The following is a 21,602-nucleotide window of genomic DNA, read 5'->3' as shown; positions in this document are numbered from 1 at the left end:
GGCGTGCACGAAGATCAAGGGAGAAGCCTCGTGTTCCACAGCCCGTTCCCCGACGTCGAGATTCCCGACCTCAGCGTCTACGACTACCTGTTCGGCGATCTGACGGCTGATGACGCCGCGCGCGTCGCGCTCGTCGATCCGACCTCCGGGGCAGAGACCACCTACGGCGCGCTGAAGGCGCAGATCGACGCGTTCGCGGGGGCTCTGGCCGCCCGCGGCGTCGACACCGACACGGTGGTCGGGCTGCTGTGCCCTAACACGCCGGCGTTCGCGACCGTGTTCCATGGCGTCCTGCGCCTCGGCGCCACGGTCACGACGTTCAACTCCCTGTACACGGCGGGCGAGATACAGAAGCAGATCGAAGATGCCGGCGCCACCTGGCTCGTCACGGTCAGTCCGCTGCTCCCCCACGCCGCCGAGGCGGCCGCGGCCTGTGGCATCCCCGACGACCATCTCATCGTGATCGACGGCGCGGAGGGGCATCCTGACCTGCGCGGCCTCCTGGGTGAGCAGCAGGCGCCGCCGGCGGTGAGCTTCGATCCGGCCACACATCTGGCCGTGCTCCCCTATTCGTCGGGCACCACAGGCATTCCCAAGGGCGTCATGCTCAGCCACCGCAACCTCGTCGCCAACGTGGAGCAGTCGCGTGTGAACATCGACCTCCGCGAGACCGACCGTGTGCTGGCGGTGCTGCCGTTCTTCCACATCTACGGCATGACGGTGCTGCTGAACCTCGCTCTGCGTCAGCGCGCGAGCCTGGTGACCATGGCGCGGTTCGACCTGCCGGAGTTCCTCGGCAACATCCAGACCTATGGGTGCACCTACCTGTACATCGCCCCGCCCATCGCCGTGGCCCTGGCCAAGCACCCGATCGTCGACCAGTACGACATCTCCACCGTGCACAGCGTGTTCTCGGGCGCCGCGCCGCTCGACGGCGACACGGCAGAGCTCGCCGGCCGCCGCATCCACGCCCGCATGATGCAGGGGTACGGACTGACCGAGACCAGTCCGGTGACGCATGCGATGCCGTACACGCGCGACGACATCCCGGTCAGCTCGGTGGGCACTCCGCTGCCGAACACCATCTGCAAGATCGTCGACCCCGACACCGGTGAAGAGATCACCGAGTTCGGCGAAGACGGCGAAACCCGCCCGGGCGAGCTGTGGATCAAGGGTCCGCAGGTGATGATGGGCTACCTCAACAAGCCCGACGCCACCGCGAACGCGATCGATGCCGATGGCTTCTTCCACACCGGCGACGTCGCCACCGTCAACGAAGGCGGCTGGTATACCGTGGTCGACCGGGTCAAGGAACTCATCAAGTACCACGGCTACCAGGTGCCGCCCGCAGAGCTCGAGGCCCTGCTGCTGAGTCATCCGAAGGTGGCGGATGCCGCGGTCATCGGCGTCCTCGACGACGAGAAGCAGGAGATCCCCAAGGCGTTCATCGTGCCCGCCGCGGGCGTCGAGCTCACCGAGGACGAGGTGAAGTCCTTCGTCGCCGAACGCGTCGCCCCGTACAAGAAGGTGCGCCGGGTCGAGTTCATCGACGCGATTCCGAAGTCGAGCGCGGGCAAGATCCTGCGCAAGGATCTGCGCGCCCGCGAGAAGGCGCAGGCCTGATTCAGCGCTCCCGGGCGCTCTCGCGGAGGGCGGCCCGGGAGCGCCCCCACCGCGCCATGACATAGAGGACGGCGCCCACGGCGAGCAGGATCGCCGCGAACAGCCAGACCGCCGGCCGCTGCTGCGTCATCAGCAGCAGACACGAGGCGATTCCGAGGAACGGAACGAAGGTCCACACTCGGAAGTGCTTGTGCTCGACTTTGTCGCGCCGCAGCACGAGGACGGAGACATTCGCGCTCAGGAACACGATCAGGAGCAGGAGCACCACCGTCTCGGCCAGGGTCGCAAGGTCTCCGACCAGCGTGAGCAGCATCGCGACCAGCGTCGTCACCACGATGGCGACCCACGGGGTGCGCCGGTGCGGCAGAACGCGGGCGAGCACCTGCGGAAGCAGTCCCTGCTCGGCCATGCCGTACGTGAGGCGACTCGACATGATCATCGTCAGCAGTGCGCCGTTGGCCACGGCGATGAGCGCGATGAGACTGAACAGCCACGGCGGCACGTTCACGCCCGACGCTGCGACGACCGCGAGCAGCGGCCCGGACGACTTTCCGAGCTCGTGGGCCGGCAGCATGGCGGCGCTGGCGACCCCGACGAGCACGTACACGACCCCCGCCGTCAGCAGCGCGCCGAACAGCGCACGAGGGTACGTGCGGGTGGGATGCCGCACCTCCTCTACGACGTTGGCCGAGGTCTCGAAGCCGACGAACGAGTAGAACGCGATGATCGCGCCGGCAAGCACCGCCCCGGCGACGCCGGTGCCTTCGGGAAGCTGGAGGGCGCGGCCGAGTTCGCCACCGCCCCGTCCGAGCGCCACGGCCGCGACGACGATGACGATGACCAGGCCGCTCAGCTCGATCGCCGTCATCACCAGGTTGGCCGTCATCGACTCTCGGATTCCGCGGGCGTTAAGAGCGCCGACGACCGCGAGGAACACCACCGCCACGACCGTCGTCGGCAGATCGATGAAGGTCCGGAAATAGTCGCCGGCGAACGCGATCGACAGACCGGCCGCGCTCGTCACGCCCGCGGCGAGCATGCTGAACCCGACAAGGAATGACACGAGCGGGCTGCGGAAGGCGCGCTCGGCGAACACGGCTGCTCCGCCGGCGCGAGGATACTTCGTGACCAGCTCCGCGTACGAACCCGCCGTGAGCAACGCCATCAGCAGCGCGAGGATGAGGGGGGCCCAGAGCAGTCCACCCACCTTGCCGGCGAGCACGCCCATCAGCGCGTAGATGCCGGCGCCGAGCACATCGCCGAGGATGAACGCATACAACAGCGGGCCGGTGATGGCCCGGCGGAGTTTGGTCGGCGCTTCGCCGCGGTCGGTCGATGCATCCGGCGGCGATGCGGGAGCCTTCTCGTCTCTCATGCCGTGACGGTACCCGGCGATCCTCGCGCGCGTTACGGCCTTGACAAGCACAACCGCGCCCCATCCGCCGGCACCGGCCTATCCTGAGGAGTGAGTTCCACTCGTCGACGAGGAGGGCCTTGCGATGACCGAGAAGTACGTTCCGGAGGGCTCGCACGAGCGGCATCAGCCGCTGCGGCCCGACTACACCGGCGACCATCCGATCATCCCGACGGCCACCGACTGACCGCGCGCTGGGCGGCACCGATCCGGTCCCTGCGACGCCTGAGCGTCAATCGTCGTCGGAACGTCCATCGGTGTCGGGGCCCGGTCATCGGCGGGACGGTTCCCGCGTGTGCGACCGCGAACAGCCAGTCGAACGAGTGCATCACCCCGTCAAGTGCCGTCTGCGCGTCGTCGCTGATGCTCTGCGGCGAGAGGTCGGCGCGTCGGCCGGACCGGTCATCTGCGAAGCCCTCGCCGTCACGATAGCGCGCTCCCCCCGACCGGTGTCAGGACAGGCGACACGCCGTCGGGTTGGGTTGGCTGCCCATCTTCGTTAGCGTGGAGGAGGCATGTTGAGGTCTGTCGAAGCACCCCACTACCACGCCACCGGTGTGTCTGACCCGGGGTCTGACACCGAGGTGATCCGCCCGCCGCGCACCGCTGACGGCGCCGCGATGTGGCGCATCGCACGCGACTCGGGCACGCTCGATCTGAACTCGTCGTACGCCTACTTGCTGTGGGCGCGCGACTTCGCCGCCACCACGCGCGTGTTCGAGGTGGACGGCGAGATCGGCGGGTACGTCACCGGGTTCCGTCGCCCCGAGCAGCCGGACTGCCTGTTCGTGTGGCAGGTGGCGGTCGACGAGCGGCTCCGCGGCCGCGGCGCGGCCGGCCGGCTTCTCGACGCGGTCGTAACGGCCCAGGGCGAGCGCGTGCGCTGGGTGGAGACCACCATCACCGACGACAACACGGCGTCGCAGCGCCTGTTCCAGGCTTTCGCACGGCGCCACGGCGCCGTGCTGACCGTGGAGCCGTTGTTCACGGGTGACGGTTTTCCGGACGGTCACGATGCGGAGCCGTTGTACCGCATCGGTGAGTTCGACGCTTCGCGAGATTGACCGACATCGCCGAGTCTGGGGCCGAAGTCCTCAGCCGCGGCGCCCCGTAAGGGACGCGTCGCGTCGTCCCCGCATGAGCGGGGTCAATGTTCCAGGAGGAGCAGTCATGCCCACCACCGAGGAAGCGACCACGATCTTCACCGGTCTCGAGTCGCGCGTACGCAGCTATTCCCGCTCGTGGCCGGTCGTGTTCGACCGCGCCGTCGGCAGTACGATGACCACCGAAGACGGCGACGAGTACCTCGACTTCTTCTCCGGCGCCGGCGCACTCAACTACGGGCACAACAACCCGCGGTTGAAGCGGGTGCTGCTCGACTACATCGCCGACGACCGGGTGACGCACTCTCTCGACATGTTCACCAGCGCGCGTCGCGACTTTCTGCAGGAGTTCGAGCGCAGCATCCTCTCCCCTCGCGACCTCGACTACCGACTGGTCTTTCCCGGTCCCGGTGGGGCGAACGCGGTCGAGGCCGCGCTGAAGCTCGCGCGCAAGGTCACCGGCCGCGAGTCGGTCGTCAACTTCACCAACGCCTTCCACGGCATGACACTGGGCGCGCTCTCGGTGACCGGCAACTCGCTCAAGCGCAACGGCGCAGGCGTGCCGCTCGTGCATGCCACGCCGATGCCGTACGACGACTACTTCGACCACAGCTACCCCGACTTCTTCTACTTCGAGCGGCTGCTCTCCGACAGCGGCAGCGGGCTGAACGAGCCGGCGGCCGTGATCGTGGAGACCGTGCAGGGCGAGGGCGGCATGAACGCGGCGCGCGCCGAGTGGCTGCGGGGCCTGGCGGAGCTGTGCCGGACGCACGACATCCTGCTGATCGTCGATGACGTGCAGATGGGATGCGGCCGCACCGGCGGCTTCTTCAGCTTCGAGGAGGCCGGCATCGTGCCCGACATGGTGTGCCTGTCGAAGTCGATCAGCGGCTATGGGCTGCCGATGGCGCTCACGCTCATCAAGCCCGAGCTCGACGTGTGGGAGCCGGGCGAGCACAACGGCACGTTCCGCGGCATCTCGCCCGCGTTCGCGACGGCGTCCGAGGCGATCCGCACGTATTGGACCGACGACGCGCTCGAGAAGTCCACGATCACGAAGGGCACGCGCATCGAGAGCCGGTTCAACGGCATCGTGGCGCGGCATCCCGACGCCTCGCTCGTCGCGAAGGGACGCGGGCTCGCCCGGGGGCTGCAGTTCGCGACCGGTGAGCTGGCCGGTGCCGTGTGCCACGACGCTTTCGAGCGCGGGTTGCTGATGGAGACGAGCGGCCCCGAGGGCGAGGTCATGAAGCTGCTGCCCGCGCTGACGATCACCGACGCCGAACTCGACCGGGGCCTGGACATCATCGACGCGAGCGTCGACGCCGTCCTCGCCCGCTGACCGAACGAACAGGAGACGACATGCTGGTACGCACGATCGACGAGATCACCGACACCGACGCCGACATCAAGACCGAGAACTGGCGCAGCAAGCGCATAGTGCTCGCGCGCGAAGGTGTGGGCTTCTCGGTGCACGAGACGACACTGTACGCAGGAACCGTCAACGAGTTCTGGTACGCGAACCACATCGAGGCGGTGTTCATCACCGCCGGCGAGGGCGAGATCGAAGACCTCGCCACCGGTGAAGTGCATCAGCTGCGCCCGGGGTCGCTGTACCTGCTCAACGACCACGACAAGCACATCGTGCGCCCCCGCACCGAGATGCGCACGGTGTGTGTGTTCAATCCGCCGGTGACCGGCCGCGAGGTGCATGACGAGAACGGCGTGTACCCGCTGATCACCGAGCCTGAGCCGGTCTGAGAACAACACAACGAAGACCCTGATGAAGAAGGAGGAAGCACAATGACGACAGCAACGGTCACCGAGGACCTGTACCCGACCCGCCTGGCGCAGGCGCGGGAGCCGATCCGTCGGTCGCATCCGACAGTGTGGGGGGATGCCGCAGCCGGCCCCTTCACCGGCGAGGAGCTGAACGCGCACGAGGCGCGCGGCTTCACGATTCTGCAGGATTTCGTGACGGCCGATGAGGTCGCGGCCTTCACCGGAGAGCTCGATCGGCTCTCACAGGACGAGGCGCTCAAGGATGACCCGCGGGTCGTCACCGAGAAGGCGACCGGTCAGGTGCGGTCGATCTTCGAGGTGCCGGCGCTCAGCGAACAGCTCGATGCGCTCAGCCGCGATCCGCGCCTGCTCGATCGGGCGCGCCAACTGCTGGGCTCGGACGTGTATCTGCACCAGTCGCGCATCAACTACATGCCGGGGTTCAAGGGCACCGGCTTCTACTGGCACTCCGACTTCGAGACGTGGCACGCCGAAGACGGCATGCCCACGCCCCGTTCGGTGAGCTGCTCGATCGCGCTGACCCAGAACTACCCGTTCAACGGCGGGCTGATGGTCATGCCGGGTTCGCACACGGTGTTCGTGCCGTGCGTGGGCGAGACGCCGGAAGACAACTACAAGTCGTCGCTGAAGGCGCAGGAGATCGGCGTGCCCAGCGAGGCCGACATCACCGCGCTGGCCGACGAGTTCGGCATCGACCAGTTCACCGGGCCTGCAGGGTCGGCACTGTGGTTCGACTGCAACATCATGCACGGGTCGGGCAACAACATCACGCCGTTCCCGCGCTCGAACGTCTTCCTGGTGTTCAACAGCGTCGAGAACACGCTCGTCGAGCCGTTCGGCGCGTCGGCGCCGCGCCCCGAGCACGTGGCGCATCACGACTTCACGCCGTTGCGCTGAGTCGTACGTTTCGAAGCGGGCCGTGTGCGGTGTGGATGCCGCGCGCGGCCCGCGCGCTGCACAGACATTCGCCGCCGACGCGCCGTCCGGCGGCGGCGCTGTTCAGACGATCTGAGCCCGCGCGGCGCCGACGCGTGCCAGGATCGATCCCATGAGCACCGAACTCGTACAGTGCCCCACGTGCGGTGTCGAACGCGATGCCGCCGACCCGCCCGCCGTCTGCCCGATCTGCGCCGATGAGCGCCAATACGTCGCCCCCGACGGGCAGCGCTGGATCGTCCCCGACCGTGAATCGCCGATCACGCTGCGCGAGCTCGAGCCCGGTCTGTGGGGTCTCGAGGTCACCGACGGCGTCGGCATCGGTCAACTCGCGAAGCTCATCGTCACCGCCGACGGCTGCGTCATGTATGACGTACCGGCGGCGGTCACCCCCGACGCCGTCGAAGCCGTGCGGGCTCTGGGCCCGATGCGCGCGATCATCCCGTCGCACCCGCACATGTTCGGGCTGCAGTCGCTGTGGTCCGCGGCGCTCGACGACGCTCCCGTCTTCGTCTCCGAGGCCGACGCCGCGTGGCTAGGGCACCGACCGTCCGCACTCGTGCCGTGGAGCGGCATCCTGAACCCGATTCCGGGAGTCACGGCATCGCAACCGGGCGGGCACTTCCCGGGCAGCAGTGTCGTGCACTGGGAAGGCTCCGACGGCGCCGGCGTGCTGCTGGCCGGCGACACGATCATGGTGAACCCCGACCGCGCGACGGTGTCGTTCCTGCGCTCGTATCCCAATCGCCTGCCGCTGTCGGCCGACGTCGTGGAGCGGATCGCCGCGCACGTCGCGCGCTACGACTTCGACCGCATCTACAGCAACTTCTCGCTGCGCATCGATCGGGATGCCGCGGCCGCCGTCCAGCGCTCGGCGCAGCGCCATGCGAGCTGGGTGCGCGGCGAATTCGATCACCTCACCGGCCCCGGCTGACGCGGATCATCCTGCGGGACGGCGTAGAACGGCGCGACGCTGCCCCTCATCCTCATCCAACTGCCGGTCTTCATGGTCGGACTCGTGCTGATCTGCGCGTGGTATCCGCACTGACCCTCACGCGGTCCTGGTCTCACTCCTGACGTGCTCGCCGTTCTATGTCCAGTCCGCGCAGCTGACTTCGGGATACGCCAGGATCCGCTCGTCCTGGGTGACAAGCACAAGACCGTCGAGACGTGCCTGTGCCACAAGCATTCGGTCGAAGGGATCACGGTGTTCCCAGTCGAGCTCGCCGGCAACACGCATGTGCGCGGAGGTGAGCGGTAGCTCGACAGCAAAGAGCATGCTCATCAAGTGCGACCAACGGTCGAGCACACGAGCGCCGTGCGGCAGGCGTCCAAGCCGCGACTTCTGCGCGATTTCGAACGCGCTGGCCGGTGACACGAAGACGTCATCGGCTCGCACGAGCTCATCACGGACACTCCGCGGCACACGGTCCGGATCGGTAGCCAGCCAGAGCAGAACGTGCGTATCGAGCAGGTACGCGCTCACGCGGCACCGGGCTCGAGCGGATCGTCGGCTTCGCCGTCTTCCCACGCCGCCAGGTCGTCTTCTGGCATCGGCGTCAAGAGATCATCGGCCACGATCGCGGGGATCTCGGGGAGCAGCGGTCCGTCAAGCACCCGGCGCGGCGGCGTCGTCGCTTGAATTCGCGCGATAGGTCGCCCCGCCCGGGCGATGACGACCTCATCTCCCGACTCCACGCGCCGCAGCAACTCTGACAATCGAGTCTTGGCCTCTTGAACGTTGACCGTGATACTCATGTCGTCATTCTTTCACAGTCTGGTCAGCCTGACCAGACCAACCGGCGTTCGCGATCACATCGTGGCGATCGGATTTCGCGACGGTCCGGAGGCGGGCCTTTCTCAGCTGCAGCCGTTGCTCGCAGAGCCGGCGCTTGCGACGTACCACTACCTGAGTGCCGCGCGCGCTGACTTCCTCCGTCAGTTGCACCGGTGGTCGGAAGCGGCGGCCGCCTACGACGAGGCGCTCTCACTTACCGACAACGACGTCGAGCGCGCCTTTCTGACGGATCGCCTGAACCGGGTGCGCCGCCACCTCGGATGAGCGGGACCGACGCTACTGCGGGGCCGGAAGATCACGCTCTATCTCTTCGTTCAGCTCCGCCACAAGGTCACGCGCCTCCTGCCTGGAGGCGGCTGACGGAGTCGCTCCCCACAGTGGCCGGCCGTTGCTCTCGGGCACAACGTGCGTCGAGATGAGCCCGACGACACCCGCGGTCATGAGGTAGATCGCGGGCCACATCAGGAAGCCTGTCGCGCCGATCAGCGCCGTCATCACCGTCGAGGTGGTGCCGCCGAACAGCGAGATCGAGACGTTGAACGCGATAGCGAGCGCCCCGGCGCGGACCGCGGTCGGGAACAGCGATGGCAGCGTCGACGGCGCGGTCGCGCTGAAGCAGATCAGACTCAGACCCATGATGGCCAGGCCGGCGAACACCTCGAGGTCGTTGTGCCCCTGGATGAGGAGCAACGAGGGGATCGACAACACGATGAGCGCGAGGGAGCCCGTCCGAAGCACAGCCTTGCGGCCGACACGATCCGACAGTTTGCCGATGACCGGGATGAGCACGAGACAGAGCGTCATCACGAGGATCTGCAGAATCTGCGAGGTCAGCTCGGAGACCCCGTCGGATCCCTGCATCTCGGCGACCATCGGGAAATAGCTCGGCATGAACGACGTGAGCATGTAATTCGTGACGTTCCAGGCGATCACCAGGCCCGCGGCCGCCAGGAGGTTCGGCCACAACGTGAAGATTCGCTTGAACTCGCCCACGACATGGTGATTGTCATCCTCCTCGGAGAGTCGCTCCAACTCCTTGTACGCCGGAGTGTCGGCGAGCTTGGAGCGCAGGTAGACACCGACGAAACCGAGCGGCAGTGCGACGAAGAACGGGATGCGCCAGCCCCAGGAGGCGAGGAACTCGGGCGTCGAGGCGTGCTGGATGACCGTCGCGACGATCGCCCCGAGGATGTAGCCGGTGAACGTCCCCACCTCGAGGAGGCTGCCGAGGAAGCCACGGCGTCTGTCGGGCGCGTACTCCGCGATGAAGGTCATCGCGTTGCTGTACTCGCCGCCGGTCGAGAATCCCTGCAGCAGACGGCACCCGAGCAGCAGGAACGGCGCCCACAGCCCGATCGTGTTGTAGTCGGGGATGACACCGATGAGGAACGTGCCCGCAGCCATCAGGATCATCGTGAGCGCGAGGACCCGGTTACGCCCGACACGGTCGGCGAGAGGCCCGAAGAAGAGCCCTCCCAGCGGACGGACCAGGAAGGCGACGGCGAACAAGCCCGCGACGATGACGTGTCCGGCGAAGCCGGCGTCGTCAGGGAGGAAGACCCCCTCGATCGTGACGGCGAGATATCCGTAGACGCCGAAGTCGTACCACTCGGTGACGTTTCCGATGGCGGCGGCCCCGATCGCGCGCTTCGTCACGTCGGGCTTGGTGACCGTCACCTCGTCCGGTCGCCAGCGTCGGCGCACATTATCGGGTCCGAACATACCTGTCCTCCCGCAACTAGACGCAGTTCCACTGTATTGGCCTGCCCACGCGGCGCAAGGTGGGTCGACGCGCGCAGGTGCTGCGCCGCGGAGTCAACGGCGAAGGCCCCCGACACCAAGAGATGTCAGGGGCCTTCGCCGGCGTTCCTTATGGACTGAGATGGTGGACCTGAGGGGATTCGAACCCCTGACCTCTTCATTGCGAACGAAGCGCGCTACCAACTGCGCCACAGGCCCGTGAACCCCAGAAAGATTATCACGTCCGCCGACGTGCTCCTAACCGAGGTGCGCCGGTGTCAGGCGGGCGTGACGGTGGTCGTCATCACCAGCAGCTGCGGATCCGGAAGGGCCAGTGTCACCTGCACCGAAGCGAATTCGGACAGGGATGCCGCATGCGTGCCGCCGCACAGAAAACCCACCGTTCCCTCGGGCAGATCGCACTCCCATCGGCGGCGGCCGACGATCGTCGGGCCCTCGGTGACGACGCGGCTCGCGGCATCCATCGCCGTCCATTCGGCCAGCTGGGCGTTGATCTGCTCCTGCCGCGCGGCCAGCTGCGCGGCGAACGTCTCGGTATCGAAACCCGCCTTGCGCAGGCTCTTGCCGAGGCGGTACTCGTCGACGCTGCCGTCGGGGTGGATGCTGCTGGTCTGGTTCGCGCGTGCCTCGAAGTTCGGGTTCCCGAGCGGATCGGTGCCGGGGTCTTTACGCCACAGATCGGCGAGCGCTGCATCGAGCGCGAGCGAGGAGAGGTGGCACGCGGTGTGGCCGCGGCTGAGGGCGGCGCGGCGCGCAGCATCCACCTCCGCCGTCACGGTCGCCGATTCGGTGAGCCATGCCGGCGCAGGCTCGGCGAGCCGGTGGCCGACGAGCCAGGTCCAGCCCTCGGTGCCGCGTTTGACCGGGATGTCGCCGCCCGTGAACAGCGTGCCGTCGGCGTCTTCGGCGGCCATGACGGCTTCGACGACCTCGACCTCGTGATCTGCGGCGCGCAGGACGCCGGCGTCGCCGGGTTGATCGGGCCAGGTGTGGTCGACGGGGTGGAACGGCGTGGTGTCGAGGATCACGACGTCGCCGGCGACGTGGGTGACCGTCGCCTCCCCCGTGGTCGATCCGGACGGGAACGTGACGACGGTGTCGGGCATGGGACTCCTTGTGGGTGTGCGGATGTCAGGGTATCAAGCGATGTCGGACGCCCGGTCTACGGTGGGGGCACCGGTCTCGAGGAGGAAACATGGTCACACTCGGCAACATCGTGTTCTACGCGGAGGATCCGCCCGCGCTGGCGCGCTTCTGGTCGGATGTGTTCGGGTACCCGTACCAGGAGTTCGAGGGCGTGCTGAAGGAGCAGTTGCTGGCGTCGGGACTGACCGAGCCCGACCTGACGTCGCGCGGGCTGGCCGAGGATCCGCAGGGGGTCGGACCGCGCATGTTCTTCCACCACGCCGACGGGCCCAAGACCGGGCGCAACCGGATACACCTCGACATCACCGTGCCGCGTGACGGGCCGGGCAGCAGGCTCGAGCAGCTCGACGCCGAGAAGGAGAGACTCGTGGCGCTGGGCGCGTCGGTGGTGCGGCTCGTCGACCAGCAGTGGGGCCCGTGGCCCGAGCTCTACTACCAGCTGCGCGATCCCGAGGGGAATGAGTTCTGCCTGCAGTGAGGCGACGGGTTGCCGCGACCATCGCGTCGCGCCGTGCTGCCGGAAGCTCGCGAATAGCCGCCGCATACCTGCTCCCGCGCCTCGCCCGTTGATAACCTAGGCGAGCGCCGACCGGCTCAGGCGGTGACGACCTGCGCGGCGCCGATGCCGGCATCCGGCCCCATCTCGGCCGCGATGCGGTTCGCCTCAGCGATGAGGGTCTCGACGATCTCCGCCTCGGGCACCGTGCGGATCACCTCGCCCTTCACGAAGATCTGTCCCTTGCCGTTGCCGGATGCCACGCCCAGATCCGCCTCGCGGGCCTCGCCGGGTCCGTTCACGACGCATCCCATGACGGCCACGCGCAGCGGCACCGTCAAGTCTTTCAGCCCCTCGGTCACCGACTCGGCGAGCGTGTACACATCGACCTGTGCGCGTCCGCACGAGGGGCACGACACGATCTCGAGCGTCCGTTCCCGCAGTCCCAGCGACTGCAGAATCTGCAGGCCCACCTTGACCTCTTCGACCGGCGGCGCCGACAGCGACACCCGGATCGTGTCGCCGATACCCTCACCGAGCAGAATCCCGAATGCCGTCGCGGACTTCACCGTGCCCTGCAGGGCGGGACCTGCTTCGGTCACTCCGAGGTGCAGCGGCCAGTCGCCGCGCTCGGCCAGCAGGCGGTATGCCTTGACCATCATTACCGGGTCGTGGTGCTTGACCGAGATCTTGAAGTCGTGAAAGTCGTGCTCCTCGAACAACGAGGCCTCCCACACGGCACTCTCGACGAGTGCCTCAGGCGTTGCGGTGCCGTATTTCTCCAGCAGCCGCTTGTCGAGCGACCCGGCGTTCACGCCGATGCGCAGCGAGACGCCGGCATCTTTCGCCGCACGCGCGATCTCGCCCACCTTGTCGTCGAACTGGCGGATGTTGCCCGGGTTCACGCGCACCGCGCCGCACCCGGCATCGATGGCCTGGAACACGTATTTCGGCTGGAAGTGGATGTCGGCGATCACCGGAATGCGGCTCTTGCGCGCGATGATCGGCAGGGCGTCGGCGTCGTCTTGACTGGGCACCGCGACGCGCACGATGTCGCAGCCGGCGGCGGTCAGCTTAGCGATCTGCTGCAGCGTCGCGTTGATGTCGGTGGTGGGGGTGGTCGTCATCGACTGCACGGTCACCGGAGCGTCGCCCCCGACGAGCACGTCGCCCACGCGGATCTGCCTGCTCTTACGGCGGGGTGAGAGCACGGCCGGTACATGCGGCATCCCGAGATTCACAGCTGACACGCGCCCAGCCTACGCCGCGCCCCGCGCGACGCACTGTGACGTCACACGTGCGCACCGCCGCGCGCGCTGTGGTACGTTCGCCCCATGTTCGCGAACGCCTCCTGGTGGCCCACCCGCTGAGGCGGTGTGTTCGCGTACGATCCCACGACCGCCCCCGGGGCGGTCTTTTCGTTGGCCGTCCTACCCCTGATGAAAGGCCGGCGATGACACCGACCGACGTACCCGCCCTCCTCACCGCGCTGCGCGAGCGTCCATTCGCTCTTCTCGCGCGCGACGTCGACACCGTCGAGCTGCTCACCGGCGAGGTCGTCGACGTCGATCTGCTCGCCGACATTCCGCTGGTGGATGCCGCGGGCACGGCCCGCGAAGTGCTCGCGCTGGTTCCCTTCCGGCAGGTGCGCGAACGCGGTTTCGCCTGCCACGACGACGATGCGCCGCTGCGCTGCCTCGTCGTCACGCAGCACACGACGCTGCCGCGCGCCGATGTCGTCGTTGCACTGCCGACGACACCGGTGCCGCTGGGCGACGCCGGCTTCGACATCCCCGACGACGACTACGCCGAGACCGTGCGCACTGTCATCCGCGATGAGATCGGGCGCGGCGAGGGTGCGAACTTCGTCATCCGCCGCGACTTCACCGCCGACGTCGACACCGAGCCGCACATCGCGGCGCTCACGTGGTTCCGCGCACTGCTCGAACACGAACGCGGCGCGTACTGGACGTTCGTCATCTCCACGCCCGGCCACATCGCCGTCGGCGCGAGCCCCGAGGCACATGTCAGCGCGCAGGACGGCGTCGTGACGATGAACCCGATCTCGGGCACGTTCCGCCACCCCGCCGGTGGTGCCACGGTCGCGACCCTGCGGGAGTTCCTGAGTTCGACCAAGGAGACCGAAGAGCTCTTCATGGTCGTCGACGAAGAGCTCAAGATGATGAGCGCGGTCTGCTCCGACGGCGGGCGCATCACCGGTCCGCATCTCAAGGAGATGTCGCGGCTGACCCACACCGAATACGTGCTGCGCGGTCGCAGCCGGCTCGACCCCCGCGACATTCTGCGCGAGACGATGTTCGCGCCGACGGTGACCGGCTCGCCCATGCAGAATGCGTGCACGGTGATCGCGCGGCATGAAACGACGCCGCGCGGCTACTACTCGGGCGTGGCCGCCCTGTTCACCCCGCGTGAGACGCTCACTGTCGACGACGCGACGCACGACCTCGACGCGCCGATCCTCATCCGCACCGCGTATCTGAAGGACGGCCGGCTGCGCGTGCCGGTCGGCGCGACGCTGGTCCGCCACTCCGATCCGTACGGCGAGGTCAGCGAGACCCACGGAAAGGCCGCGGGCGTGCTCGGCGCGATCGGCGCGGTCGAGCGCGATCTGCAGGCCGAGGCCGCCGATGACGACCAGCCCGCCACCCCGCGTCGGCTGCTTGCCGACGACCCCGAGATCGCCGAGCTGCTGGCATCGCGCAATGCCCGCCTGGCACCGTTCTGGCTCACCCCGCAGGGCACCGACGCCGACGTGCCCTTCGCCGGACGCTCGGCGCTCGTCGTCGACGCCGAAGATCGCTTCACGACGATGCTCGCGCACCAGCTGCGCCACCTCGGGCTCGAGGTGCGGATAGCGGGATGGGATGCCGCGACCGACGCCGAGGTCGACGCCGCCGATCTGCTGGTCGCCGGCCCCGGCCCGGGCGACCCGCGCGACACGTCCAGCGCGCGCATCGCGCGCATGCGCGAGGTCGTGGCGCGACGCCGTGCGGCCGGCGCGCCGCTGCTGGCTGTGTGCCTGAGTCACCAGATCCTCGCCGACACGCTCGGCATCGATCTGTCCCCGCTGGCGCAGCCGCACCAGGGGTTGCAGAAGACCGTCGACGTGTTCGGCGAGCAGGCTTCGATCGGCTTCTACAACACCTTCACCGCGCGAGTGTCACCGGGCACGAGCGCCGTCGGCGACGTGGAAGTGGCGGCGGATGCCGCGGGTGACGTCCACGCGCTGCGCGGCGCACACACCGCTTCGGTGCAGGGGCACCTGGAGTCGATCCTCTCGCGCGACGGGATGCGCACGCTCGAGCGCCTCGTCGCGCACGCGCTCGGCTAGCCCCTACTGCCCGAGCAGCGAGATCGGGTTGACGAGGTCGGCGAGGATGAGGATGCCGCCCATCACCACCAGCGCGATCACGACGACGAATGTGACGGGTACCAGGCGGGTGGCATCCACCGGCTTCGGCGGCGGGCGCCGGAACAGCTTCGACCACGCGCGCTTGACGCCGTCCCACAACGCGACGACGACGTGACCGCCGTCCAACGGCAGCAGCGGCACGAGGTTGAACACGAACAGCGACACGTTCAGCGACGCCAGAAGCATCAGGAAGAACGACACCCGGTCCAGGATCGGCGCGCTCGACGACGCCGCTTCGCCCGCGAGTACACCCACGCCCACCGGCGACAGCGGACTGTTGGGATCGCGCTCGCCCCCGGTGACCATCGAGTGCACGACGCCGTAGAGCTTCTGCGGCAGCTGCACGATGATCTCGGCGACCGCCCCGACATTCTGCCCGGTCATCTGCACACCCGACCAGATCGGCTGATGCACGTAGGCGATCTGCGAGGTGATGCCCGCGAAGCCGACGGTCTGTCCGTTGACGTCGCGCGCGGCGGGCGTGAGGGTGAGCGTCTGCTCGGCGCCGCCCCGGCGCACGACGACCGGAATGCTCTCGCCCGCCGACTTCTGGATGAGCGCCGATGCCTCGGCGAACGTGTCGACAGCGGTGCCGTCGACCGACACGATCTCATCGCCGGGTTCGAAGCCCGCCTGGGTCGCGGGCGAGACGGGGTCGGATGCCGCGCACGACGTCGCCGTCGTGTCAGCGGGAAGGCACTGACTGACCTGCGCGATCGTGGTCGTCGCCGTCTGCACGCCGATGCCCGACAGCGCGATCGTGAACAGCACGGCCGCCAGCACGAGGTTCATGATCGGGCCGCCGAGCATCACGATCACACGCTTGTAGACGGGCAGCCGGTAGAACGTGCGGGCGTCGTCATCGCCCTCGAGCGTCTCATCGTTGGCGGCGCGGGCGTCCTGCACCATCGTCGCGAAGAAGCCGCCACCGGCACGTCCGCCGCGTGCGGCCTCCTTCGGCGAAGGAGGGTACATGCCCGCCATCGAGATGTAGCCCCCCAGCGGAATCGCCTTGAAGCCGTACTCGGTCTCGCCCTTGCGCTTCGACCAGATAGTGGGACCGAACCCGATCATGTACTGGCCGACGCGCACGCCGAACTTCTTCGCGGGCAGCAGATGGCCCATCTCGTGCAGGGCGATCGAGACGGCGAGACCCACGAGCATCAGGATGATGCCGATGACGAAGGCGAGGACGGTCACGATCCCCCACGCTACCGGGAGCGGCTTTGAGTCTGCCGTGACGTCTACGCTGGAGACGTGGACACTCCCCCCGACCGACGAGTGCGCGCGCTGCGCGGTGTCGTCGCGTCGGCGGTGACCGTGCTGCTGGCCGCCCTCGCCCACACCGTCGCCGGCGGCGACGCCCCCGCACCGCTGCTTCTCGGCGTCGCCGCAGTCTTGGCTGCGCCCCCGGCCGTGGCGCTGGTCGGCAAGCGGCCCTCGGTGATGCGCACGACGGCGGCCGTGCTCGTGGCGCAACTCGTGTTCCACGGTGCGTTCGCCCTGTTCGGCAGTGGTTCGACCGTGGTGTTCACCGGCGGCGACCACGCCCACATGGGCGGCCACATGATGACGACCGGCGCGCCGGTCATGGCCCATGACCCGATGTCGTTCGCGCACCTGACCGCGGCGATCGTGACGGTCATCATGCTGCATCGCGGCGAGTGGATGCTGCGCGCGGCCGGCCGCGGCATCCATCGCCTCCTCCCGCTGCGCATCATGCGCCTTCCGCACCCGGTGACCATGCGCTGCGTGCGGGCCACGTTCCGGGCCCCGCGCCCGCGCACCGTGCTGCTGGTCGCCGGCGTGGGGCGCCGCGGTCCCCCGCTGCCGGCCTGACCACTCCTCGCGGTTCCGCGCTTCGTGCGGTCGTCATCCGGCGACCCGTCGCGCGGCCGTACCTTCGCGCGCTCGCGCGCATCCATACGAAAGAGAACCCATGTCCCGTACCCATCTGTCCACCCGCATCGCCCTCGGCGTCGCCGCCGGCGCCGTGCTCGCCGTCGGCGTGCCGCTGGCCGCGTCCGCCCACGTCGAGGTCGACCCCACCGACGCCCCCGCCGGGGCGACGACGCCGCTGACGTTCGGCTTCCACCACGGTTGCGACGACTCGCCGACCCGCTCACTGACCATCACCATCCCGGATGGGGTCGGCAATGCGACCCCCGTCTACCAGGGCGGCTGGACGATCGACCGCACGCTCGGCGACGACGGCGTGCCCACCTCGATCACGTTCACGGCCGACTCCCCCATCGAGTCGGGCGTTGCGGCTTCGGTCGGCGTCGATGCGCTGTTCGACACCTCGGCGAAGGGCGAGACGATCGCCTTCCCCGTCGAGCAGAAGTGCGTCGTCGGCTCGACATCGTGGAGCCAGATCCCGAAGCAGGGGCAGACCCGCGACGACCTCGACAACCCGGCGCCGTCGGTGACGATCGGGGTTGCAACCCCCACCACTGACGGCGACGACGCGACCGGTACGGCCGCCACGACGACCGCCGCGAACAGCGACCCGGTCGCGCGCTGGTTGGCCGGCGGCGGACTCGTCGCGGGCGTCGTCGCCCTCGTGCTCGCGGGGATCGGCCTGCGCCGGCGGTCGAGCAAGAGCTGACCGGTGCGCCCGCCCCGTCGTGGCCATCGCTGCGACGGGGCGGGTTCGACCGATCAGCGCCGTCCACGGCTTCTCAGTAATGAGAAGATAGAGCGGCCATGATCGACGCGTCTTCCGCAGCATCCCATCTGCCTCCTGTGCTCCGCCCGGAGCACCCTCCCGTCCGTTCCCTCAGCGAGCTCGCCGATCGTGTCGACGGTGAGGTGCGCGGTGATGCGGCCGGTGTCACCCTCACCGGCGTCACGCTGGCCACCGCCGATCTGCGGCCGGGCGAGGCGTTCGTCGCTATCCGCGGGGTGAATCGACACGGCGCCGAGTTCGCGGCCGAGGCCGCCGCGAAGGGCGCCGTAGCCGTGATCACCGACGCCGCAGGAGCCGAGGCCGCCACCGACGCGGGACTGCCGATCGTCGTGGTCGACGACCCGCGCGCACGCCTCGGCGAGCTGTCGGCATGGGCGTACGGCACCGGCGCCGACGACAAGCTGCCGCTGCTGCTGGGCACCACCGGCACGAACGGCAAGACGAGCGTGTCGCACATCCTCGAGGGCATCCTCGACCAGCTGGGCGTCGTGACGGGGTTGTCGTCGACGGCGGAACGGCACATCGCGGGCGAGGTCATCGTGTCGCGGCTGACGACGCCCGAGGCGTCGGAGTTCCACGCGCTGCTGGCGCTCATGCGCGAGCGCGGCGTCGAAGCGGTCGCTGTCGAGGTGAGCGCGCAGGCGCTGAGCCGGCACCGCGTCGACGGGCTGATGTTCGACGTCGCCGCGTTCACGAACCTCAGTCACGATCATCTCGACGACTACGCCGACATGCAGGAGTACTTCGAGGCGAAGCTGCCGCTGTTCCGGCCCGACCGGTCGCGGCGCGCAGTGATCTGCCTCGATTCAGCGGCGGGGGCGGATGTCGCGGCGCGCTGCGAGGTGCCGTACGAGACGATCATCACCCCGGCGATCGCCGTGGCCCCCGACGCCGACGCCGACTGGCGCGTCGACATCGTCGAGGAGCGCCAGGACGGCACGCGTTTCACCCTGACCGCGCGCGACGGACGGTCGTTGACCACGGTCGTGCCGACGATCGGCCGACACATGGCTGCCAATGCGGGCCTTGCGATCGTGATGGCGCTGCAGGCGGGCTACACCTGGGAGCGCCTCGTCACAGCGCTCGACGGCGAGCGCATCGACGCCTATCTGCCGGGGCGCACGCAGCTCGTGTCGGGGCCGGAGGGCCCGGCGATCTACGTCGACTTCGGGCACTCCCCCGACGCGTTCGAGAAGACCCTCGCCGCCGTGCGACGGGTGACCCCCGGCACCGTCGTGATGCTGTTCGGCGCCGACGGCGACCGCGACGCCTCCAAGCGCTACGACATGGCACGCACCGCGGTAGAGGGCAGCGACATCCTCGTGGTGACCGACCACCACCCGCGCTTCGAAGACCCCGACGCGATCCGCGCGACGCTCGTCGCCGGGGCGCGCAAGGCCCGGCCCGACGCCGAGATCTACGAGTACACGCCGCCCGAGCGGGCGATCCGCGAGACGGTGAAGCTCGTCGGCGACGGCGACGCCGTGCTCTGGGCCGGTCCCGGACACCAGGACTACCGCGACATCCGTGGCCGCCGTGCGCCGTATTCGGCCCGCGAACTGGCCCGTCGCGCGCTGCGCGACGCGGGCTGGGCCGTGCCCGAACCGGTGTGGCCGGTGCCGTATCCCGAGCACGAGACCCCGGCGTCGGACCCCGAGCGTCCCGCCTGACGGGGCGAGGCGCGGGCGTCGCGACGGCCGGCGCGGCGCATTCAGTCGTCACACATGACCACTTCGCGGCGCGAAAACGGTAATCCGTGACGACCGAACGTCGCAACGGGATTTGTGATGTCTCAGGACATCGGTGACGGTTCTGTATCAGGAGATCGGTGACGCTTCATGTATCAGGACATCGGTGACGGTTCGTGTTGTGTGGGTTGGGTGAGGGGACGTCCGCGGCGGGCGCCGCTGCTCACGTAGCGGGTGCCGTGGGGTGGCCAGGGGTGCTCGGCGATGACTTCGCCGTGGCGGTCGGCGAAGACGACGCCGAGCGGGTCCCAGATGGCGTGGATCCTCTGTCCTGCCCTGCGGCTGCTGATGTTGAACAGGATCATCCGCACGCGCACGGCGCCGTTGGCGGGGACGATCACGTTGCTGTGACCGTGCTCCCCCGTCCGGATGACGCCGGCCCTGGGACGGTGTGGTGGGTGCCCGGCTAGGCCGTCAGGCTTGGCGCGGGCGACGGGCACGACCGGTTCGACGGGCGCGGGCTTGGGTCGGGGTGGCTCGGCGAGAGGGGTGGCATCCCATGCGTGCTGCGGGGTCACCCGTCCCGGCAGTCCTTGATGGGGGCGTTCGGTGTTGTAGATCACGTCGAACCGGTCGACCTGCTCCTGGAGCTGTTGAATCGACTCGACGATGGGCTGCTTGTCCAGCCAGCGGAACAGGGTCTGATGGAACCGTTCGTTCTTGCCTTGCGTGGTCGGCTTGTACGGCTTCCCGGTGATCGCTTCCACCCCGAGGGACGTGGCGAAGCTCACCAGCTGACCTTCCCAACCGCGTCGGGTCGGGTTCAGCGCTACCCCGTTGTCGGTGAGGAGCCGCTGCGGCACCCCGCGAGCGGCCACGCCCTTCTTGAACACGGCCAACGCGCCCTCGCTGGTCTCTCCGGGGGCGACGTGGGACGCGACCGCGACCCGGGAATGGTCGTCCTGAAGCTGGAAGATCACGCACGTACGGCCACCGGTGAGCACGTACTCGGTCGCATCCAGCTGCCAGCACGCGTTCGGTGCCGGATAAACAAACCGGCGGTACGCAGAACGGGGCTTCTTCTTCGGCTCGTGCCGGGCAGCACCCTTCTCCCGGAAGATCCGCGCCAGCGACGCCGTGGACGGTGCGTGCATGCCCAGCGCGGTCATCTTGTCGTGCACGCTGATCGGACCATGGTCCAGCCCCGATGCCTCCAGCGCGGCACGCACGCCCAGCGCCTGCTGCTTCACGTCCTCCCCAAACGCGGTCGGGGAGGACCGCGGCCGCCGCGACCGCGGCTCCAGCGCCGCGGCTTGTCCCTCCGCCCGGGCACGGGCACGGATCGCGTAGAACGTCTTCCGGGAAAGACCGTGCTCAGCACAGAACGAGGTCACCGACCCACGCGGGGCGTCCACTGGCCACTGGGCGATCGCGAGACGGACACGGGCATCGACAGGCTGATTGCTACTCACCCACCAATTCCAGGAGAAGTGTCACCACCAAACCCCCCGAAATGTCACCGATGTCCTGATACAGAACTGTCACCAATGTCCTGCGACATAACACGTCGCAACGGGATTCCGAGCCGTATTCAGTCGTCACACATGACGATTTCGCGGGGCGAAAACGGTAATCCGCGACGACCGAACGTCGCGGCGCGCCGGCCGCGCAGAGGCGGGTTGAGACGCCGTTCACCCGTCGCTTTCGACGTG

The 21,602-nt window shown here is 68.5% G+C and carries 20 protein-coding genes and 1 tRNA gene; 12 read left to right on the top strand and 9 right to left on the bottom strand.

Annotated features, from left to right (window positions below; genetic code table 11):
* The first annotated feature begins 30 nt into the window (after window positions 1-30).
* Window positions 31-1,623: an AMP-binding protein gene (locus PU630_RS05145; RefSeq protein ID WP_275280034.1), complete on the top strand. Its 1,593-nt coding sequence runs from the start codon at window positions 31-33 to the stop codon at window positions 1,621-1,623.
* Window position 1,624: 1 nt separating this feature from the next.
* On the opposite strand, the gene PU630_RS05140 is transcribed toward PU630_RS05145, so the two are convergent.
* Window positions 1,625-2,998: an APC family permease gene (locus PU630_RS05140; protein ID WP_275279293.1), complete on the bottom strand. Its 1,374-nt coding sequence runs from the start codon at window positions 2,996-2,998 to the stop codon at window positions 1,625-1,627.
* A 554-nt stretch (window positions 2,999-3,552) separates the two neighbouring features.
* On the opposite strand from PU630_RS05140, the gene ectA reads away from it, so the two are divergent.
* The 5 genes from ectA to PU630_RS05115 all read left to right on the top strand — a co-directional run bounded on the left by ectA (window position 3,553) and on the right by PU630_RS05115 (window position 7,813).
* Complete coding sequence (gene ectA / locus PU630_RS05135; protein WP_275279292.1) at window positions 3,553-4,101, top strand: diaminobutyrate acetyltransferase; 549 nt, start codon at window positions 3,553-3,555, stop codon at window positions 4,099-4,101.
* Between the two features lie 106 nt (window positions 4,102-4,207).
* A complete protein-coding gene (gene ectB / locus PU630_RS05130) occupies window positions 4,208-5,482 on the top strand; it encodes a diaminobutyrate--2-oxoglutarate transaminase (protein ID WP_275279291.1) in 1,275 nt (424 codons plus the stop codon).
* A gap of 20 nt (window positions 5,483-5,502) precedes the next feature.
* Window positions 5,503-5,901, top strand: a complete 399-nt coding sequence (locus PU630_RS05125) for an ectoine synthase (protein ID WP_275279290.1) — start codon at window positions 5,503-5,505, stop codon at window positions 5,899-5,901.
* A gap of 42 nt (window positions 5,902-5,943) precedes the next feature.
* Entirely contained in the window at window positions 5,944-6,840 is an 897-nt protein-coding gene (thpD, locus tag PU630_RS05120) for an ectoine hydroxylase (RefSeq protein WP_275279288.1), read from the top strand.
* 151 nt (window positions 6,841-6,991) lie between these two features.
* Window positions 6,992-7,813: a hydrolase gene (locus tag PU630_RS05115; RefSeq protein ID WP_275279287.1), complete on the top strand. Its 822-nt coding sequence runs from the start codon at window positions 6,992-6,994 to the stop codon at window positions 7,811-7,813.
* Between the two features lie 156 nt (window positions 7,814-7,969).
* Here the strand turns inward: PU630_RS05115 and PU630_RS05110 are convergent, their stop codons facing one another.
* Window positions 7,970-8,365 carry a type II toxin-antitoxin system VapC family toxin gene (locus PU630_RS05110; RefSeq protein WP_275279286.1) on the bottom strand — a complete coding sequence of 132 codons (396 nt, stop codon included), beginning with the start codon at window positions 8,363-8,365 and terminating at the stop codon, window positions 7,970-7,972.
* Window positions 8,362-8,637 carry a type II toxin-antitoxin system Phd/YefM family antitoxin gene (locus tag PU630_RS05105; protein ID WP_275279285.1) on the bottom strand — a complete coding sequence of 92 codons (276 nt, stop codon included), beginning with the start codon at window positions 8,635-8,637 and terminating at the stop codon, window positions 8,362-8,364. Before PU630_RS05105 ends, PU630_RS05110 begins: the two co-directional genes overlap by 4 nt.
* Between PU630_RS05105 and PU630_RS05100 the strand changes: the two genes are divergently transcribed.
* A complete protein-coding gene (locus PU630_RS05100) occupies window positions 8,636-8,941 on the top strand; it encodes a hypothetical protein (RefSeq protein ID WP_275279284.1) in 306 nt (101 codons plus the stop codon). The two genes, PU630_RS05105 and PU630_RS05100, sit on opposite strands and share 2 nt — an antisense overlap.
* Before the next feature lie 12 nt (window positions 8,942-8,953).
* On the opposite strand, the gene PU630_RS05095 is transcribed toward PU630_RS05100, so the two are convergent.
* The 3 genes from PU630_RS05095 to PU630_RS05085 all read right to left on the bottom strand — a co-directional run bounded on the left by PU630_RS05095 (window position 8,954) and on the right by PU630_RS05085 (window position 11,544).
* A complete protein-coding gene (locus tag PU630_RS05095) occupies window positions 8,954-10,399 on the bottom strand; it encodes an MFS transporter (protein WP_275279283.1) in 1,446 nt (481 codons plus the stop codon).
* A gap of 161 nt (window positions 10,400-10,560) precedes the next feature.
* Window positions 10,561-10,636: transfer RNA gene (locus PU630_RS05090), tRNA-Ala, on the bottom strand.
* 59 nt (window positions 10,637-10,695) lie between these two features.
* The gene (locus tag PU630_RS05085; protein ID WP_275279281.1) at window positions 10,696-11,544 is read right to left on the bottom strand and encodes an alanyl-tRNA editing protein; all 849 of its coding nucleotides are present in this window, start codon (window positions 11,542-11,544) and stop codon (window positions 10,696-10,698) included.
* Window positions 11,545-11,633: 89 nt separating this feature from the next.
* Here PU630_RS05085 and PU630_RS05080 point away from each other — a divergent pair, with 89 nt between their 5' ends.
* Window positions 11,634-12,062, top strand: a complete 429-nt coding sequence (locus PU630_RS05080) for a VOC family protein (RefSeq protein WP_275279280.1) — start codon at window positions 11,634-11,636, stop codon at window positions 12,060-12,062.
* A 116-nt stretch (window positions 12,063-12,178) separates the two neighbouring features.
* On the opposite strand, the gene ispG is transcribed toward PU630_RS05080, so the two are convergent.
* Window positions 12,179-13,309, bottom strand: a complete 1,131-nt coding sequence (ispG, locus tag PU630_RS05075) for a flavodoxin-dependent (E)-4-hydroxy-3-methylbut-2-enyl-diphosphate synthase (RefSeq protein WP_275280033.1) — start codon at window positions 13,307-13,309, stop codon at window positions 12,179-12,181.
* 224 nt (window positions 13,310-13,533) lie between these two features.
* On the opposite strand from ispG, the gene PU630_RS05070 reads away from it, so the two are divergent.
* Window positions 13,534-15,432: an anthranilate synthase family protein gene (locus PU630_RS05070; protein ID WP_275279278.1), complete on the top strand. Its 1,899-nt coding sequence runs from the start codon at window positions 13,534-13,536 to the stop codon at window positions 15,430-15,432.
* 3 nt (window positions 15,433-15,435) lie between these two features.
* Here PU630_RS05070 and PU630_RS05065 read toward each other — a convergent pair whose 3' ends face one another.
* Complete coding sequence (locus PU630_RS05065) at window positions 15,436-16,713, bottom strand: M50 family metallopeptidase (RefSeq protein ID WP_275279277.1); 1,278 nt, start codon at window positions 16,711-16,713, stop codon at window positions 15,436-15,438.
* 57 nt (window positions 16,714-16,770) lie between these two features.
* Between PU630_RS05065 and PU630_RS05060 the strand changes: the two genes are divergently transcribed.
* The 3 genes from PU630_RS05060 (at window position 16,771) to PU630_RS05050 (ending at window position 19,872) form a co-directional block, all read left to right on the top strand.
* Complete coding sequence (locus PU630_RS05060) at window positions 16,771-17,352, top strand: hypothetical protein (RefSeq protein WP_275279276.1); 582 nt, start codon at window positions 16,771-16,773, stop codon at window positions 17,350-17,352.
* Window positions 17,353-17,452: 100 nt separating this feature from the next.
* Complete coding sequence (locus tag PU630_RS05055; RefSeq protein WP_275279275.1) at window positions 17,453-18,121, top strand: YcnI family copper-binding membrane protein; 669 nt, start codon at window positions 17,453-17,455, stop codon at window positions 18,119-18,121.
* Window positions 18,122-18,219: 98 nt separating this feature from the next.
* Window positions 18,220-19,872, top strand: a complete 1,653-nt coding sequence (locus PU630_RS05050) for a Mur ligase family protein (protein WP_275279274.1) — start codon at window positions 18,220-18,222, stop codon at window positions 19,870-19,872.
* 173 nt (window positions 19,873-20,045) lie between these two features.
* Here PU630_RS05050 and PU630_RS05045 read toward each other — a convergent pair whose 3' ends face one another.
* Complete coding sequence (locus PU630_RS05045) at window positions 20,046-21,362, bottom strand: integrase core domain-containing protein (RefSeq protein ID WP_428981970.1); 1,317 nt, start codon at window positions 21,360-21,362, stop codon at window positions 20,046-20,048.
* Between the last annotated feature and the right edge of the window lie 240 nt (window positions 21,363-21,602).

The sequence above is a fragment of the Microbacterium horticulturae genome, from assembly GCF_029094505.1.
GTDB classification, from domain to species: Bacteria; Actinomycetota; Actinomycetes; order Actinomycetales; family Microbacteriaceae; genus Microbacterium; species Microbacterium horticulturae.
This window is presented reverse-complemented; position numbering and strand designations above follow the sequence as displayed.